General features: G+C 71.9%; 15 protein-coding genes. 10 read left to right on the top strand and 5 right to left on the bottom strand.

Features of this window, described 5'->3' with window-relative positions; all coding sequences use genetic code 11:
* Positions 1-191: 191 nt before the first annotated feature.
* The gene (locus OHA30_RS15190) at positions 192-650 is read left to right on the top strand and encodes a GatB/YqeY domain-containing protein (RefSeq protein ID WP_328914371.1); all 459 of its coding nucleotides are present in this window, start codon (positions 192-194) and stop codon (positions 648-650) included.
* A gap of 222 nt (positions 651-872) precedes the next feature.
* On the opposite strand, the gene OHA30_RS15185 is transcribed toward OHA30_RS15190, so the two are convergent.
* Positions 873-3,236 carry a transglycosylase domain-containing protein gene (locus OHA30_RS15185; RefSeq protein ID WP_328914370.1) on the bottom strand — a complete coding sequence of 788 codons (2,364 nt, stop codon included), beginning with the start codon at positions 3,234-3,236 and terminating at the stop codon, positions 873-875.
* A 384-nt stretch (positions 3,237-3,620) separates the two neighbouring features.
* Between OHA30_RS15185 and OHA30_RS15180 the strand changes: the two genes are divergently transcribed.
* The gene (locus OHA30_RS15180; RefSeq protein ID WP_033175459.1) at positions 3,621-3,953 is read left to right on the top strand and encodes a WhiB family transcriptional regulator; all 333 of its coding nucleotides are present in this window, start codon (positions 3,621-3,623) and stop codon (positions 3,951-3,953) included.
* Here OHA30_RS15180 and OHA30_RS15175 read toward each other — a convergent pair.
* Both OHA30_RS15175 and OHA30_RS15170 read right to left on the bottom strand, forming a co-directional pair.
* Positions 3,935-5,311, bottom strand: coding sequence for an ArsA family ATPase (locus OHA30_RS15175; protein ID WP_328914369.1), 1,377 nt, complete (start codon positions 5,309-5,311; stop codon positions 3,935-3,937). The two genes, OHA30_RS15180 and OHA30_RS15175, sit on opposite strands and share 19 nt — an antisense overlap.
* A 1-nt stretch (position 5,312) precedes the next feature.
* The gene (locus OHA30_RS15170; RefSeq protein WP_328914368.1) at positions 5,313-6,482 is read right to left on the bottom strand and encodes an ArsA-related P-loop ATPase; all 1,170 of its coding nucleotides are present in this window, start codon (positions 6,480-6,482) and stop codon (positions 5,313-5,315) included.
* Between the two features lie 116 nt (positions 6,483-6,598).
* Between OHA30_RS15170 and OHA30_RS15165 the strand changes: the two genes are divergently transcribed.
* The 5 genes from OHA30_RS15165 (at position 6,599) to OHA30_RS15145 (ending at position 11,347) form a co-directional block, all read left to right on the top strand.
* Positions 6,599-6,763, top strand: a complete 165-nt coding sequence (locus OHA30_RS15165; RefSeq protein ID WP_328914367.1) for a DUF4177 domain-containing protein — start codon at positions 6,599-6,601, stop codon at positions 6,761-6,763.
* A complete protein-coding gene (locus OHA30_RS15160) occupies positions 6,760-7,227 on the top strand; it encodes a RidA family protein (RefSeq protein WP_328914366.1) in 468 nt (155 codons plus the stop codon). The genes OHA30_RS15165 and OHA30_RS15160 overlap by 4 nt, the downstream gene beginning before the upstream one ends.
* Before the next feature lie 1,170 nt (positions 7,228-8,397).
* Entirely contained in the window at positions 8,398-9,249 is an 852-nt protein-coding gene (locus OHA30_RS15155) for an NUDIX hydrolase (protein WP_328914365.1), read from the top strand.
* Positions 9,246-10,079: an MBL fold metallo-hydrolase gene (locus OHA30_RS15150; protein ID WP_328914364.1), complete on the top strand. Its 834-nt coding sequence runs from the start codon at positions 9,246-9,248 to the stop codon at positions 10,077-10,079. Before OHA30_RS15155 ends, OHA30_RS15150 begins: the two co-directional genes overlap by 4 nt.
* A 14-nt stretch (positions 10,080-10,093) precedes the next feature.
* Positions 10,094-11,347, top strand: a complete 1,254-nt coding sequence (locus OHA30_RS15145; protein WP_328917868.1) for a cytochrome P450 — start codon at positions 10,094-10,096, stop codon at positions 11,345-11,347.
* Positions 11,348-11,419: 72 nt separating this feature from the next.
* On the opposite strand, the gene OHA30_RS15140 is transcribed toward OHA30_RS15145, so the two are convergent.
* A complete protein-coding gene (locus OHA30_RS15140; RefSeq protein WP_328914363.1) occupies positions 11,420-12,211 on the bottom strand; it encodes a diacylglycerol kinase in 792 nt (263 codons plus the stop codon).
* A 194-nt stretch (positions 12,212-12,405) separates the two neighbouring features.
* On the opposite strand from OHA30_RS15140, the gene OHA30_RS15135 reads away from it, so the two are divergent.
* The gene (locus OHA30_RS15135) at positions 12,406-13,689 is read left to right on the top strand and encodes an adenylosuccinate synthase (protein WP_328914362.1); all 1,284 of its coding nucleotides are present in this window, start codon (positions 12,406-12,408) and stop codon (positions 13,687-13,689) included.
* Positions 13,690-13,788: 99 nt separating this feature from the next.
* Here OHA30_RS15135 and OHA30_RS15130 read toward each other — a convergent pair whose 3' ends face one another.
* Complete coding sequence (locus OHA30_RS15130; RefSeq protein WP_405786100.1) at positions 13,789-15,534, bottom strand: serine/threonine-protein kinase; 1,746 nt, start codon at positions 15,532-15,534, stop codon at positions 13,789-13,791.
* A 195-nt stretch (positions 15,535-15,729) separates the two neighbouring features.
* Between OHA30_RS15130 and OHA30_RS15125 the strand changes: the two genes are divergently transcribed.
* Entirely contained in the window at positions 15,730-15,855 is a 126-nt protein-coding gene (locus tag OHA30_RS15125; protein WP_328914360.1) for a hypothetical protein, read from the top strand.
* Positions 15,856-15,869: 14 nt separating this feature from the next.
* A complete protein-coding gene (locus OHA30_RS15120) occupies positions 15,870-16,556 on the top strand; it encodes a GntR family transcriptional regulator (RefSeq protein WP_328914359.1) in 687 nt (228 codons plus the stop codon).
* Positions 16,557-16,571 lie beyond the last annotated feature (15 nt).

Raw genomic sequence — 16,571 nt, 5'->3', positions numbered from 1 at the left:
TCCGGACGGCGTCCGTGCCATAGGCCGCCAAGGTGCCACGGTGACAAGGCGCCCAAGACGCCAAGGTGCCGAGGAGGGGCGGCCAGGGAGGGTCCCCAGGACTCCCCTCCGCACTCCCAGGGGCGGCCCCTGGGAGCCCCCCCGCGCTTAATGCGGCGCACCCGTCTCCTTAGGGTGCGAAAATCGGCCGTATGACCACCACCCTCAAGCAGCGACTCCAGGACGACCTCACCACGGCGATCAAGGGCCGTGACGAACTGCGCTCCGCCACCCTCCGCCTCACCCTCTCCGCGATCACCAACGCGGAGGTCGCGGGGAAGACGGCCCGGCAGCTCTCCGACGACGAGGTGCTGAAGGTGATCGCCAAGGAGGCGAAGAAGCGGCGCGAGGCGGCGGACGCCTTCGCGCAGGGTGGACGTGCGGAGTCCGCGAAGCGTGAGCTGGCCGAGGGCGAGGTGCTCGCGGAGTACCTGCCGAAGCAGCTCACGGACGAGGAGGTGGCGGAGATCGTACGGTCGGCGGTCGCGGAGTCCGGCGCCACCGGCCCCCAGGCGATGGGCGCGGTGATGAAGGTCGTCAACCCCAAGGTCGCCGGGCTCGCGGAGGGCGGCCGGGTCGCCGCGGAGGTACGCCGCCAGCTGGCCGGCTGAGCCCCCGACGGCACCCCGCACCCCCAGCACATGTAAGGGGCGCCCCACCCTGTGAGGCGCCCCTTACCCATGTCTTCGCTCCGGCCGATACCTCCCGGCCGCCAACCGCCGGCCGCTACCTCCCGGCCGTCACCTCAGGCCAACCCGCCGACCCGCCGGAGCCGCCGACCCGCCAGCCACCCGCCGACCCGCCAGCCGCCGGCCCACCACCCGCCGGACCCGCTATCTCGTCCCGCCCGCGTCCCCGCCGATCGCCCCTGACGGCAGCGTGAACGGCGGCTGCTCCCCGCCCCCCGTCGACCCGTCCGTGGTCGTCCCCCCGCCGGTCGCCGCGCCGTCGGTCGTCCCGCCGCCCGCGGTCGCCGCCCCGTCGACGCCGCCGACCGTGCCGGTGGTGCCGCCGGTGATGGCCCCGTTCGTGGCGCCCATCACCGTGACGCCCCCGGTCTGGTGCCCGTGGCCCGGGCCGTGGTACTTGCCGTCGTCGCCCGGCTGGGTGCCGTCTCCCGGATCGTTCGTCGGCGGCGTCGTGTTCTTGTCCGGCACGTTCAGCGGCACGGTGACGAAGCTGGGCGAGGGCTGGCCGTCCAGCGCGCCGCTCACCGCGTCCTTCCAGATCGGCGCGGGGCCGTCGGCGCCGTAGACCTTGTCGTAGTAGTGGCCGCCGATGGTGATGTCCATCATCTTGTGCTTGCGCTCCGGGTCGCCCATCCACACGGCGGCGGCCATGTTCGGCGTGTAGCCCGCGAACCAGGCGGCCCAGCGCTCGTCGGTCGTACCGGTCTTGCCGGCCGTCTCGCGTCCGTCGAGGTTGGCCGCCTCACCCGTACCGTCGTCGACCACGCCCTTGAGCATGGTGTTGAGGGTGTCGGCGGTCTTCTGGGACATCGCCTGCGAGCAGATCGACTTCGGCACGTTCAGGTGCTTGCCCGTCGAGGTGATCACCGAGTTGATGACGATCGGCGTGCAGTAGACACCGCGGTTGGCGAAGGCGGCGTACGCGGCCGCGATGGTCAGCGGCGAGACCTCGTTGGAGCCGAGGGTGAGCGAGGCGATCTGGTCCAGCGGCTTGCCGTCGGCCCGCCCGACGCCCAGCTTCTCGGCCATCTTCACGATCGGGCACAGACCGACGCTCGCTTCGAGCTGGAGGAAGTACGTGTTGATCGACTTCTTCAGCGCCTCGGGCATCGCGTAGGGGCCCTCTTCCGAGGGGTCCTCGTTCTTGGTCGGCGAGGGGTCGTGGACCGTGGCGCCGTCGCAGTTGGTGACGTCGGGGTAGTCCATCTTGTTCGGCGAGGGGTACGTCTGGTCCGGCTTGTACCCGGCCTCCAGGGCCGCCGCCGCGGTGATCGGCTTGAACGTCGAACCGTTCTGGAAGCCGAGGCCACCGCCCATCCGCTGGTCGACCGAGAAGTTGATCTGCGTCTCGTGCGTGCCGAAGCCGTACGGCCTGCTCTGGCCCATGGCGACGACCTTGCCGGTGCCGGGCTGGACCAGGGTGACCGCGGCGGCGATCTTGTCGCTCTTGTAGACGTGCTTGCTGATGCCGTTGAGCACCGACTTCTGCGCCTGCGGCTGGAGCGTGGTCCTGATGGTCAGACCGCCGGTGTTCCAGGTCTTGGCGCGGGCTTCCTTCGTCTTGCCGAAGGCGGCGTTCTGCAGGAAGGTCTCGCGCACGTAGTCGCAGAAGAAGCCGGCGCCGTTGACGGCGGTGATGCAGCCGTTCTTCGGCGAGCTGATCTTGAGACCGAGCGGGGCCTTCTTGGCGGCCTCGGCCTGGGCCGGGGTGATGTCCTTGAGCTGGGCCATCCGCGCGAGCACGATGTTGCGCCGCTTGAGCGCCTCCTGCTCGTCGTTGATGGGGTCGTAACGGCTCGGCGACTGCACCAGACCGGCCAGCAGGGCGGCCTCGTTGAGGTTCAGGTCCTTGGCGTGCTTGCTGAAGTAGCGCTGCGAGGCGGCCTCGATGCCGTACGCCTGCTCGCCGAAGAAGGTGATGTTGAGGTAGTTCTCCAGGATCTTCTTCTTGCCGAGTTCCTTCTCGACCTGGATCGCGTACTTCATCTCCTTGATCTTGCGGCCGACGGTCTGCTGGGTGGCCTGGGCGACCTTGTCCGGGTCGTCGCCAGCCTCCTCCACGAAGACGTTCTTCACGTACTGCTGGGTGAGCGTGGAGGCGCCCTGGGTGCCGCCGTCGGAGGCGTTGTGGCTCATCGCGCGCAGGATGCCCTTGAGGTCGAGGGCCCCGTGCTCGTAGTAGCGGGAGTCCTCGATGTCGACTATCGCCTGGAGGATGTTCGGGCTCATCTTCGTGATCGGGACGACCGTGCGGTCACGCGAGTAAACGGTCGCGATCAGACCGCCGTTGGCGTCGAGGATCTTCGACGCCTGACTCAGCGGGGGCGCCTTGAGTTCCCCGGGGAGGTCGTCGAAGCCCGAGGCCGTCCCCTTCGCCGACAGGCCGAGGGCGCCGGCGGCCGGCAGGGCGATTCCCGCCAGGACCACACCGGCGAGCACGCTGACACCGAGGAACTTGGCGGCTTGCTGGGCTGAGGACAGCCCCCCGCCCGAACGCTTGTGAGCCATGAAGGCAGCCTACGTGGCGATTCCCCGGACGTGCGCCCATCTGTTCGCCTACTCTGTAACGGACAGGGCGCGATCGTCGGGCGCAGCTCTGTCTCCCGTAGTCACTCTTGTGAGTGATGAGAACTGCCTGAAATTCGGCATATGTCTGGGGACTTGCCCCCTGCGCCGCGCGAACTGCCGCCTTTTGTCCCATGAATCCGGTTTGTCGTCACTCACTCCGTTGGGTGATCTGCCGGGCACGCATAGTCCATTCGGGCCATGCAAGATTGGGCCTGAAAGGGCTGTTGCGCCGCGCCTACCTTCCGTAACGTCCTCAACTGGCGACGGTGAATATGCCGTTTGCCGCCGTGGGGGAGCCTCGATTCGGGAGAGGACGGCGCCAGCATGAGCAGCTGGGTAACCGACTGGAGCACGCAGGCCGCGTGCAGGACGACAGATCCGGATGAGCTTTTCGTCCAGGGTGCGGCCCAGAACCGGGCCAAAGCGGTGTGCACGGGATGCCCTGTGCGGACCGAGTGCCTGGCGGACGCGCTCGACAACCGGGTGGAGTTCGGTGTGTGGGGGGGTATGACCGAGCGTGAGCGCCGCGCGCTGCTGCGCCGCCGGCCCATGGTGACGTCCTGGCGTCGCCTGCTGGAGACGGCCCGTACCGAGTACGAGCGCAGCACCGGGCTGCTGCCGCTCGGCGACGAGGACGACTACGCGGCGGCCGGCTGACCGCCCGCCAGCCGTTCACCGATCGCCCGCAGCCCCTCCAGGTCGTGCACGTCGCCGGGCAGCGCCGTGACATCGACCATGGGCACCTCCGGGTGCACGGACACAAAGCGGTCGCGGGTGCGTCGTTCACGCGCGACCACCTGCATACGTTCGGCGTGCAGGCGCAGCAGTCCGGCGGCGAGGATTTCCGTACGGTCCTGGTGGTCTCCTTCCGTACGGTCCGGGGTGCCGTCGCGGGTACCGCAGTCAGCTTTCCCCGGGGATAGATCCACAATGCGGTCGGCGTGAAGATTTTCCGACCGGCCGCCCTCGGATCGGCCGCCCTCGGACCGGCCGCCTTCCGACCGGCCGCCCTCCGCAGGGTCGCCGCCGTCGGTACGGTCCTTGGCGGCCGCTGCCTCTTCCGCCGCGTCCGCGACCGCGTCCTCCAGGGCCTCCGCCGCGGCCAGCGCGCGCTCGGCGGTGAGCCGGGCGGCGTCGCTGCCGTGCACCCGGTTGAGTACGAGGCCGGCCAGTGGCATGTCCTCCGCGGCCAGGCGCTCCACGAAGTACGCCGCCTCGCGCAGCGCGTCCCGCTCCGGCGCCGCGACCACGAGGAAGGCCGTGCCCGGGGCCTGGAGGAGGCGGTATGTGGCGTCGGCGCGGGTGCGGAAGCCGCCGAACATCGTGTCCATGGCGGCCACGAAGGTCTGCACGTCCCGCAGCAGCCCGGCGCCCATCACCTTGCTGAGGGTGCCGGTCATCATCGACATCCCCATGTTCAGGAACTTCACCCCGGCCCGGCCGCCGACCTTCGCCGGGGCCATCAGCAGCTTGATGAACCTGCCGTCGAGGAAGGAGCCGAGGCGCTTGGGCGCGTCCAGGAAGTCCAGCGCGCTGCGGCTCGGCGGGGTGTCGACGATGATCAGGTCCCAGGCGTCCTGGGCCCGCAGCTGGCCCAGCTTCTCCATCGCCATGTACTCCTGCGTGCCCGCGAAACCGGCCGACAGCGACTGGTAGAAGGGGTTCTCCAGGATCGCCCTGGCCCGCTGCGGATCCGAGTGCTGGACCACGACCTCGTCGAAGGTCCGCTTCATGTCGAGCATCATCGCGTGCAGGGTGCCACCGGCGGACCGATCAATTCCGGCCACCTCACGTGGGGTGTTGTCGAGTTCGGTCAGACCCATCGACTGGGCGAGCCGCCGGGCCGGGTCGATGGTGAGCACGACGGCCGTACGGCCCCGCTCGGCGGCCCGTACGCCCAGCGCGGCGGCGGTCGTGGTCTTGCCGACGCCGCCCGATCCGCAGCAGACGATGATCCGGGTCTTGGGGTCGTCCAGCAGCGGGTCGATCTCCAGCACGGGACTCTCCAGGCTCATCTCAGACCTCGGCCTCGTCATCGCGGTCATCGCGGTCGTCTCGGTCGTCTCGGTCGGCGGCGGGGCCGGCTTCCGACGGTTCGCCGTCGTCGTACGGGCGGCCCGCGGGCGGCGGCGTCGCCACGGCCTGCTTGCGCAGGCTCTCCGCCAGCCGGTAGAGCCCGCCGAGGTCCATGCCCTCGCTCAGCAGCTCCAGCTCCCGTACGGGCAGGCCGAGTCCGCCGATCTCGGCGCGCTGCTCGCGTTCCAGGACCACGCGCTCGGCGTGCTCATGGGCCTGGGCGAGCAGCGGCTCGACCAGGCGTTCGGCGACGCCGCCGCGCCGGGCGCCGCCCAGGCCCGCCTGCGACAGCGCCTTGGCCACGGCGGTACGGCGCTTGGCGGCTCCGTTGGCGGCGCCCTTGCCGCCGGCCGCCGCGCCCAGGGCCGCGCCCGCCTCCGTGACCTGCGCCAGCTCGGCGTCCCCGAGCATCACCGGCCGGACCATGTTGACGATCACCGCGCCCACCGGCAGCCCGGCCGCGCGCAGCTCGGCGACCCCGTCCATCGTCTCCTGGACGGGCATCTCCTCCAGCAGCGTCACCAGGTGGATCGCGGTCTGCGGCGACTTGAGCACGCGCATCACGGACTGGGCCTGATTGTGTATCGGGCCGACCCTGGCCAGGCCCGCGACCTCGTCGTTGACGTTGAGGAAGCGGGTGATCCGGCCGGTGGGCGGGGCGTCGAGCACGACCGCGTCGTACACCGGCCAGCCCGCCTTGTCCTTGCGGCGGACGGCCTCGCACACCTTGCCGGTGAGCAGTACGTCCCGCAGGCCGGGGGCGACGGTGGTGGCGAAGTCGATCGCGCCCAGTTTCCGCAGGGCGCGGCCGGCCCGGCCGAGCTTGTAGAACATGTCGAGGTAGTCCAGCATCGCCAGCTCGGCGTCGATGGCCAGGGCGTGCACCTCGCCGCCGCCGGACGCGGAGGCGATCCTGCGCTCCGCGTACGGCAGCGCGTCGGTCTCGAAGAGCTGGGCGATGCCCTGGCGCTCCTCGACCTCGACGAGCAGCACGCTGCGGCCCTCCGCCGCGAGGGCGAGGGCCAGCGCGGCGGCGACCGTGGTCTTTCCCGTGCCGCCCTTGCCCGTCACGATGTGGAGCCTGACGGCTGATGACTGTTGAGGGCTCACCCTTGCGAGCCTAACCACTAGGCGGCCCGGCCACTCGGGTGGCCGCCCGGTTGGGGTGCGCGGGCGGCGGGGCCGGACCGGGGTGGAGGGCGTCGGCGAGGCACTAAAGTCGCCGTATGGCGAAGAAGTGGGAATACGTGACGGTGCCGCTGCTCGTGCACGCGACCAAGCAGATCCTCGACACCTGGGGGGAGGACGGCTGGGAGCTCGTCCAGGTCGTCCCGGGTCCGGGCAACGCCGAGCAGCTGGTGGCGTACCTCAAGCGGGAGAAGCAGGCATGAGCGGTACGGTCGAGTCGCGGCTGGCCGAACTCGGGCTGACGCTGCCCGAGGTGGTGCCGCCGCTGGCCGCGTACCAGCCGGCCGTACGGTCCGGGGCGTACGTGTACACGTCGGGGCAGCTGCCCATCGTCGACGGGAAGCTGGCCGAGACGGGCAAGGTCGGGGCGGAGGTCGACCCGGAGCGGGCGAAGGAGCTGGCGCGGATCTGCGCGCTCAACGCGCTCGCCGCGGTGAAGTCCGTCGTCGGCGATCTGGACCGGATCGCGCGGGTCGTCAAGGTCGTCGGCTTCGTGGCCTCCGACCCGGGCTTCACGGGCCAGCCGGCCGTCGTCAACGGCGCGAGTGAACTCCTCGGCGAGGTGCTGGGCGAAAAGGGCGTCCACGCCCGCAGCGCCGTCGGCGTCGCCGTCCTCCCCCTGGACGCCCCGGTAGAAGTCGAACTCCAGGTCGAACTGACCCCGTAAGACCCCCTGCGGGGCCGGCCGAGGAAATCAAACCCGCCCGCCCCGCCGCCCGCAGGGCGGGTTGCCCCGGCAGCCGCTGGGACGGCGGGGATGTTGGGCGGGCGGCCCGCTGTCATCCGGCTGGGGCGGAGCCCCAACATCCCGCTGCGGCGGTGGGACGCGAGATGGCGTGTCCCGGCGGTGCCGAGCTGCCCGCCGGGCGGGCCGTGTGCTTCGGCTTAGGCCGGACCCCCGATTTCCGCCGCGACGGCGGGACGCGGGACGGCGTGTCCCGGCGGTGCCGAGCTGCCCGCAGGGCGGGGCCCCCGGCAGCCGCTGGGACGGCGGGGACGTTGGGCGGGCCGCCCGCTGTCATCCGGCTGGGGCGCAGCCCCAACACCCCGCCGCAGCGGTGGGACGCTGGACGTTGTGGTTCGGCGGTGCCGAGCTGCCCGCAGGGCGGGGCCCCCGGCAGCCGTCGGGATGGCGGGGATGTTGGGCGGGCCGCCCGCTGTCATCCGGCTGGGGCGGAGCCCCAACACCCCGCCGCGACGGTGGGACGCGGGATGTTGTGGTGCGGCGGTGCCGAACTGCCCGTGGGGCGGATGTCCCCGGCAGCCGTCGGGATGGCGGGGATGTTGGGCGGGCCGCCCGCTGTCATCCGGCTGGGGCGGAGCCCCAACACCCCGCCGCAGCGGTGGGACGCTGGACGTTGTGGTTCGGCGGTGCCGAGCTGCCCGCAGGGCGGGTTGCCCCGGCAGCCGTCGGGATGGCGGGGATGTTGGGCGGGCCGCCCGCTGTCATCCGGCTGGGGCGGAGCCCCAACATCCCGCCGCGGCGGCGGGACGCGGGATGTTGTGGTGCGGCGGTGCCGAACTGCCCGTGGGGCAAATGTCCCCGGCAGCCGTCGGGACGGCGGGGACGTTGGGCGGGCAGCCCGCTGTCATTCGCCCCGGGGGCGTAGCCCCAAATCCGCCGCGACGGCGGGACGCGGGATGGCGGGGTCCGGCGGTGCCGAGCCGGCCGCAGGGGCGGGGCCCGGGGGGCCCACGGCGGTAGCCGTCCGTCGTGCGCCCGGGGCGCAGCCCCGATTTCCGCCGCCGCGGCGGGTCGTGGGGCGGCGCGCCGCCGTACCTCGCCCAGGCCGGGGAGGCCCTCGTATTGGCGGGCGCGGCCACGTAGCCTTCGGCCATGACCTCGACGAATGGATCGGGACCCCTCGCGACCTGGGCCGAACGGCTCCAGGCGCTGGCCCGGGGCGAACTCAGCCCCGTCGCGCCAAGGGCAGCGGCCACCGTACTGCTGCTGCGGGACACCCCCGCGGCCGCGGGCCCGGCCGTACATCTGCTGCGCCGCTCCGCCTCCATGCCCTTCGCGGCCGGCGCCTACGCGTATCCGGGCGGCGGCGTGGACCCCCGCGACGAGCAGCCCGTACGGTGGGCCGGCCCGTCCCTCGACGCGTGGTCCGCGGCACTCGGCGTACCGCCCGCCCAGGCGCAGGCCGTCGTGTGCGCGGCCGTACGCGAGACGTTCGAGGAGTCGGGCGTGCTGCTCGCCGGGCCCGACGCCACGACCGTCGTCGCCGACATCACCGGCGACGACTGGGAGGCGGACCGCGCCGCCCTCGCCGGCCACAAGCTGGCCTTCGCCGACTTCCTCGCCCGCCGCGCCCTCGTCCTGCGCTCCGACCTGCTCGGCCCGTGGGCCCGCTGGATCACTCCGGAGTTCGAGGAGCGCCGCTACGACACCTGGTTCTTCCTCGCCGTGCTCCCCACGGGACAGCGCACCCGCGACGTCTCCGGCGAAGCCGACCGCACGGTGTGGATGCGTCCCGCCGAAGTCGTCGAGGCGTACGCCCTCGGCACGATGACGATGCTGCCGCCGACCATCACCACCCTGCGCGACCTGCTGCCGTACGACTCCGCCGCCGCCGCACTGGCCGCGACCGCGGGCCGCGACCTGACCCCGGTGATGGCCAAGGCCGCGCTGGACGACGCGGGCCAGGTCGTCCTGAGCTGGCCGGGACACCAGGAGGCCCGATGACCGCCGCGACACCGCCGGGCCGCCCGCAGGCCGTGATCGGCGGGCAGGCCACCGCCCGCGCCCTGTGCGTGCTCGCCCCGAACCCCTCGCCGATGACCCTCGACGGCACCAACACCTGGATCGTGGCCGAGCCGGACTCCCCGCTCGCGGTGGTCATCGACCCGGGCCCGCTGGACGAGGCCCATCTCACGAACGTCGTCGCCACCGCCGAGCGCGCGGGCAAGCGGATCGCGCTGACCCTGCTCACCCACGGCCACCCGGACCACGCGGAGGGCGCGGTCCGGTTCGCCGAGCTGACCCGTACGCCCGTACGGGCCCTGGACCCGGCGCTGCGGCTCGGGTCGGAGGGGCTGGCCGAGGGCGACACCGTGACCACCGGCGGTCTGGAGCTGCGGGTGGTGGGCACCCCCGGGCACACCTCGGACTCGCTGTCCTTCCATCTGCCGGCCGACCGCGCCGTGCTGACCGGTGACACCGTGCTGGGCCGCGGCACCACCATGGTCGCGCACCCCGACGGCCGGCTCGGCGACTATCTGGACTCGCTGCGGCGGCTCCGGGCCCTGACCGTGGAGGGCGGCGTGGACACCGTCCTGCCGGGGCACGGCCCGGTGCTCGACGACGCCCGCAGCGCCGTCGAGTTCTATCTCGCCCACCGCGCCCACCGCCTCGCCCAGGTCGAGACCGCTGTCGAGTCCGGCCTGCGCACCGCCCCCGACGTCGTCGCCCACGTCTACGCGGACGTGGACCGTACGCTGTGGCCCGCGGCCGAGCTCTCGGTCCTCGCCCAGCTCGACTACCTGCGTGAACACGGATTGATCGAACTGCCATGAACGCCGAGAACGCCATGAACGCATCGCACACCCCCGGCCCGACGAGCGCGACGAACACCGCCTTCGATCCCTGGTCGCCCTCCTTCGTCGCCGATCCCTACCCCGCCTACGACGAGCTGCGCGCCGCCGGACGGGCGCACTACTTCGCCCCGACCGACCAGTGGCTGATCCCGCACCACGACGACGTGAGCGCCCTGTTGCGGGACCGCCGGCTGGGCCGGACGTATCTGCACCGCTTCACGCACGAGGAGTTCGGCCGCCAGGCGCCGCCGCCGGAGCACGAGCCGTTCACCACGCTGAACGGCAACGGGCTGCTGGACCTGGAGGCACCCGCGCACACGCGTATTCGCCGCCTGGTGTCGAAGGCGTTCACCCCGCGCATGGTCGAGCGCCTGGCGCCGACGGTGGAACGGCTCGCCGCCGAACTCGTCACCGCCTTCCGCGCCGACGGCGGCGGCGATCTGCTGGCCCGGGTCGCGGAACCGCTGCCGGTCGCCGTGATCGCCGAGATGCTCGGGGTGCCGCCCGCCGACCGGCCGCTGCTGCGGCCCTGGTCGCAGGGGATCACCGGGATGTTCGAGCTGAATCCGACCGAGGAGGCCGCGCGCCTGGCGGTCACCGCGAGTCTGGAGTTCTCCGCCTATCTGCGCGAGCTGATCGCGGCCCGCCGTACCGACCCCGGCGAGGACCTGATCAGCGCGCTGATCGCCGCCCAGGACGAGGGCGACAAGCTCAGCGAGCAGGAGATGATCTCCACCTGTGTGCTGCTGCTCAACGCCGGCCACGAGGCGACCGTGAACACCACGACCGTCGGCTGGCTCACCCTCTTCCACCACCCCGACCAGCTCCAGCGCCTCTACGACACGGACACGCCGGACGCGCTGCGGGACGGCGTCGAGGAGATGCTGCGCTACGACACGCCGCTACAGATGTTCGAACGCTGGGTGCTCGACGACATCGAGATCGGCGGGACGGTCATCCCGCGCGGCTCCGAGATCGCCCTGCTCTTCGGCTCGGCCAACCGCGACCCGGCGCGCTTCGAGGACCCCGACCGCTTCGACGTCACCCGGCCCGCCGACGGCAACCGCCACCTCACCTTCGGCGCCGGCATCCACTTCTGCCTGGGCGCCCCGCTGGCCCGCCTCGAACTGACCTCGTCCTTCCGTACGTTCCTGCGCGACGCGCCCGGCCTGCGGCTGGTCGAGGAGCCGAAGTGGCGGCCGGGGTACGTGATCCGCGGGGTGGAGGAGCTGCTGGTCACCTGGTGAGGCCGGCCGGCCGGTGGGCCGGGCACCCGATACGTCGCGGCCCCGCCCCGGCTACCTCGGCCCCGCCCCCGGCTACCTCGGCACCGTCAGCCGCCAGGCCGACGGCTCCACCGTCCACGTCCGCGTACGGACCGGGCCGGTGATCGCCGAGTCGGCCCGGTAGCGGAAGTCGCGCCCCGAGACCGTGATCGTCCGCGCCCGGGCCCGTACCTGGTCCGCGCCCGGGCTGCGCCGTACGAACACCTCCGCGAAACCGGTCGGCGCCGTCCGTACCGACACCTCCTGCACCGGCTGGTCCAGGTCGGCGAGCAGCACCCCGTCGGCCTCCACCCGCAGCCGCTGGAGGCGGGGCGGCGCGTTGCCGTTGACCGGGATCGGCGAGGTCAGGGTGCGGACCAGGGAGCGGGCGGTCTTCTCGACCGGCGTCCACCAGTGCGCGGCGGTCTGCGAGGAGGGCGCGCCGCAGGGGATGCTGAGCGCGCCCAGCACGATGCCGCCGCTCTCGTCGACCAGCAGGTCCAGTTCGCGTTCGAAGCCGTCCAGCACGGCCCGCGCGGCCGCGGGCACCTGGTCCGGCACCCCGAGCGCGTGGGCGAGGGAGGAACGCGGCCCGATCGGCACCAGGGAGACGGGCGAGTCGTGCAGCGTACGGTCCCGGTGCAGGGCCCGGACCGTACGCAGCAGCGCCGCGTCGTCGCCGAGGACCACGGGGTGCCGCCGGCCCCGGTGGGCCAGTGCCCGCTCCGCCTCCTCCGCGGATTCCGGGAGGGCGATCTTCACGGAAACCGCGCCCGCGCACAGCACATCCCTGGCGATCCGTACGGATTCGCCGTCGGTGGCGCGAGCCACGGGGTCGATGACCACGAGCAGGGGATACCCCCGGACGGAGTCTGCGGGAGGATGCCCAGAAGGCTCGGCCGACACCTTGGTCCTTCCTCAGGTAAAATCTCGGTGCAAGAGCCCCTTGCGCCTTTGCGTCAGGGGCTTCGTCTATTCCGGGGCAGGTTCGACGGCTCTCTGCACGTTGGACATGCCCCGCCCGGAAGGGGTGTACGCCTGTGCCCGCACTTGTGCTGCTCGGTGCTCAGTGGGGTGACGAGGGCAAGGGGAAGGCCACCGACCTGCTCGGTGGCTCCGTGGACTATGTGGTGCGTTACCAGGGTGGCAACAACGCCGGCCACACGGTGGTCGTCGGCGACCAGAAGTACGCACTGCATCTCCTCCCCTCCGGAATCCTGTCACCGGGATGTGTCCCGGTCATCGGAAACGGTGTCGTCGTCGACCCGGCGGTCCTGCTCTCCGAGCTGAGCGGACTCGACGAGCGCGGCGTCGACACATCCAAGCTGCTGATCAGCGGCAACGCCCATCTGATCACGCCTTACCACCAGACCCTCGACAAGGTGTCCGAACGCTTCCTGGGCAACCGGAAGATCGGTACCACCGGGCGCGGCATCGGCCCGGCCTACGCCGACAAGATCAACCGGGTCGGCATCCGGGTCCAGGACCTCTTCGACGAATCGATCCTCCAGCAGAAGGTCGAGGCGGCGCTCCAGGACAAGAACCAGATCCTGGTCAAGATCTTCAACCGGCGGGCCATCACCACCGAGCAGGTCGTCGAGGAATACCTCGGTTACGCGGACCGGCTCAAGGGTTATGTGGCGGACACCACGCTGATCCTCAACAACGCCCTGGACGAGGGCAAGGTCGTGCTCATGGAGGGCGGGCAGGGCACGCTCCTCGACGTCGACCACGGCACTTACCCCTTCGTCACCTCGTCCAACCCGACGTCCGGCGGCGCCTGCACCGGCAGCGGTGTCGGCCCCACCAAGATCACCCGGGTGATCGGCATCCTCAAGGCGTACACAACGCGTGTGGGCTCCGGACCGTTCCCCACCGAACTCTTCGACGAGGACGGGGAGAAGCTCCGTACGATCGGCCACGAGTTCGGGGTCACCACCGGGCGCAACCGGCGCTGCGGCTGGTTCGACGCGGTGATCGCCCGTTACGCCACCCGGGTGAACGGCCTGACCGACTTCTTCCTCACCAAGCTGGACATCCTCACCGGCTGGGAGCAGATCCCGGTCTGTGTCGCCTATGAGATCGACGGCCGCCGCGTCGACGAACTGCCGTACAGCCAGACGGACTTCCACCACGCCAAGCCGGTCTACGAGTACCTGCCCGGCTGGTCGGAGGACATCACCAAGGCGAAGACCTTCGCCGACCTGCCGAAGAACGCGCAGAGCTACGTCAAGGCGCTGGAGGAGATGTCGGGGGCGCCGATCTCGGCGATCGGTGTCGGACCCGGACGGACCGAGACGATCGAGATCAACTCGTTCATCTGAGGGAAGCTCCCGCTGAGCACAAAGGCGCTGAGGTAAGCCCCGCTCTCCCTGGAGGGCGGGGCTTACCCGTCGGCCCTGTCGGCCGACCCGTGAGCCGGATCAGCCGACCTTCTCGTACGTCAACGGGGACTTGCCCGGGTCGATGTTGTCGCGCCGCAGATGGGCGGGGTCGACCAGGGTCAGGGTGGTGGCGTCGCCGGGCGAGCACGAGCCGGCCGGCTCGCCGCTGGTGACCTCCGAGGGGCTGAGCGCGACCGGCGGCCCGGCCGAGGTGACCTGCATCCCCCAGGAGCAGGTGTACGTCGGGCTGTCGCCCTTCAACTCCACCGAACCGTCCCCGTGGATCATCAGGGTCCGCGTGTTGGCGCCCTGGTCGGTGGTGAACACCGTCCGCCAGGTGCCGATCATGGCGCGCGGCACATCGGCGTTGTTGAGGTCCATGTCACCGGTGGCGGTGGCGGTCGGCTCGGGGTCGCCGGTCGGCTTGGGGTCGTCCGTCGCGGCGTCCGTCGGCCGGCCGGTCGGACGCGTGGGCGCCGTCGGGGTCGGCCCCGCGTCCGTGTCCCCACCCTTGCGCAGGGCCACGAACACCGTCGTCCCGCCCGCGACCACCGCGACCAGCACGATGGCGGCGATCAGCACCCCGCGCCCGCCGCGCCGGACGGGCGGCTGCGGGGGTGCCGCGGGCGGCAGCGCGTAGGGATTCGGACCCGGGCCGGGCGGTGCGTACGGGCTCGGCCCAGGACCAGGCCCCGGCCCGGGACCGAGCCGCGGTGAGGACGACGACACATAGGCGGGGGAGTACGCGGACGGCGGCAGCGCCCTGGGCACGACCTCGCTCGGCGGCGGCCCAGGAGCGGGACCGGGACCGGGATCAGGGCTGGGATCGGGCCCGGGGTCGGCAGGACGCGGCGCGGTGGGCGCCTCCGCCTCGAGTTCCAGCAGCCGTACCGCCTGCCGCCCGAGCTGTGCCACTATCGCGCCCGGCAGCCACAACTCGCCGCCGGCCCCGCCGGCCCCCGTACCGCCGACCTCGCCCAGCAGCGCCCGTACCCGCGCGAGCGACGGCCGTGCCTCGGGCTCCTTCGCCAGGCAGGCGGCCACCAGCTCGCGCAGCCCGTCCGGTACGGCGTCCAGGTCCGGTGACTCCTGCGTGATGCGGAACATCTGCGCGTGCACCCCGCTGGTGGCCGCGCCGAAGGGTTGCAGCCCGGTGGCCGCGTAGGCGAGCACCGAGCCCAGACAGAAGATGTCGCAGGCCGGGGTGACGCGGTCGCCCCTCACCTGCTCGGGTGACATGAAAGCCGGTGATCCGACCATCGCACCGGTGAAGGTGAGCGAACCGTCGGCGACCGTCTCCAGGGCGCGGGCAATCCCGAAGTCGATGACCCGGGGACCGTCGATGGTGATCATCACATTGGACGGCTTGAGGTCGCGGTGGACCAGACCCGCCGCGTGGATGTCGGCCAGCGCGTGGGTGAGCCCCGACGCCAGGACGCGAACCGTGCTCTCCGGCAGCGGTCCGTACTCCTTGGCGACGACCCGCTGCAACGAGGGGCCCGCGACATAACCCGTCGCGACCCAGGGGATCTCGGCCTCGGTGTCCGCGTCGAGCACCGGCGCCGTCCACTGCCCGCCGACCCGCCGGGCGGCCTGCACCTCGCGCCGGAACCGGATGCGGAACTCCTCCTGGGCGGCGAGTTCCGCGCGGACCAGCTTCACGGCGACCGTACGGCCGCGGTCGGAGCGCGCCAGATAGACCCGGCCCATTCCGCCAGCCCCCAGGCGTCCCAGCAGGCGGTACGCGCCGATCCACCGCGGGTCATCAGGTCGCAGATCGTCCACGGCACCCACGCCCCCTTCTCCGGCTCGCCGGGCCCCCGCAGACCCTTAGGCCGAAGAATAGGGGTCCGAACGCCGGCCGGTCAGGGTCGGTCCGCCATGGCGGCGAAACGACGAACCTGCGAACACCCTCGCGCATATCCGTATGACCCTCGCCTATCGTGTGCGAGGGTCATATGCCTGTACGACCGTAGGTCTGTGTACGGCGGGTACGGCATGCCCGCGCCGCGGCGGACGTCGCGGCGCCCGGCGGCCCCCACCAGCGACAACCACACGTACGACCAGTACACCTACGACCAGCACATTCACGGCACGACAACGTAGGACAAGGAGGCGGTATGCGGGAGGGCGGCGGATCACCGGTGCGGCGCAGCAGTCTGCGCCAGCAGATCGCCGACGCCCTGCGCGACGAGATCCTCACCGGCCGGCTCCAGGCGGGCCGCCACTTCACCGTCAAGGAGATCGCTGAGACCTACGGTGTCTCCGCGACCCCCGTCCGCGAAGCGCTGGTCGACCTGGCCGCGCAGGGACTGCTCGAAGTCGAGCAGCACCGCGGCTTCCAGGTGCGCCTGTTCACCGCCGCCGACTTCCGCTCGCTCACCGAGGCCCGGACCTTCGTGGCAGAGGCCGCCTTCCGGTGGATGGCCGACCACGGCATCGGCGAGATACCCGACGACGCCATCGCCTCCGTACGGCGCCGCGCCGAGGCCGCCTCCCGCGCCGCGCGGGTCGGCGTCCTGGATGTGTTCATCGGCTGCGACCTGCGCTTCTGGCGGGAGTTGGCGGCGATCGGCGGCAATCCGCACATCTGCGAGTTCCTCGACCGGGTGCGCATACAGACCTGGATCTACGCCGTCCCCCATCTGCGGGCGCTCGCCGACCTCGCGGGCGTGTGCTGGTCGGAGCATGTGGCCCTGGTCGACGCGGTCGCCGCGCGCGACACCGCCACCGCTCGGCAGCTCACCACGGATTACCACGTGCACACCCGGGTGTTGATCGAGAAGCTCGCCCTCGCGCGCTCCTGACGTGACCCGCGCGGG

The organism is Streptomyces sp. NBC_00223 (assembly GCF_036199905.1).
In the GTDB taxonomy this organism is placed as follows: domain Bacteria; phylum Actinomycetota; class Actinomycetes; order Streptomycetales; family Streptomycetaceae; genus Actinacidiphila.
This window is presented reverse-complemented; position numbering and strand designations above follow the sequence as displayed.

Excerpts from the sequence above, each read along its gene's own strand:
- OHA30_RS15190 (WP_328914371.1), top strand. The coding sequence starts at position 192 with ATGACCACCACCCTCAAGCAGCGACTCCAGGACGACCTCACCACGGCG.
- OHA30_RS15185 (WP_328914370.1), bottom strand. The coding sequence starts at position 3,236 with ATGGCTCACAAGCGTTCGGGCGGGGGGCTGTCCTCAGCCCAGCAAGCC.
- OHA30_RS15180 (WP_033175459.1), top strand. The coding sequence starts at position 3,621 with ATGAGCAGCTGGGTAACCGACTGGAGCACGCAGGCCGCGTGCAGGACG.
- OHA30_RS15175 (WP_328914369.1), bottom strand. The coding sequence starts at position 5,311 with ATGAGCCTGGAGAGTCCCGTGCTGGAGATCGACCCGCTGCTGGACGAC.
- OHA30_RS15165 (WP_328914367.1), top strand. The coding sequence starts at position 6,599 with ATGGCGAAGAAGTGGGAATACGTGACGGTGCCGCTGCTCGTGCACGCG.
- OHA30_RS15160 (WP_328914366.1), top strand. The coding sequence starts at position 6,760 with ATGAGCGGTACGGTCGAGTCGCGGCTGGCCGAACTCGGGCTGACGCTG.
- OHA30_RS15155 (WP_328914365.1), top strand. The coding sequence starts at position 8,398 with ATGACCTCGACGAATGGATCGGGACCCCTCGCGACCTGGGCCGAACGG.
- OHA30_RS15150 (WP_328914364.1), top strand. The coding sequence starts at position 9,246 with ATGACCGCCGCGACACCGCCGGGCCGCCCGCAGGCCGTGATCGGCGGG.
- OHA30_RS15145 (WP_328917868.1), top strand. The coding sequence starts at position 10,094 with ATGAACGCATCGCACACCCCCGGCCCGACGAGCGCGACGAACACCGCC.
- OHA30_RS15120 (WP_328914359.1), top strand. The coding sequence starts at position 15,870 with ATGCGGGAGGGCGGCGGATCACCGGTGCGGCGCAGCAGTCTGCGCCAG.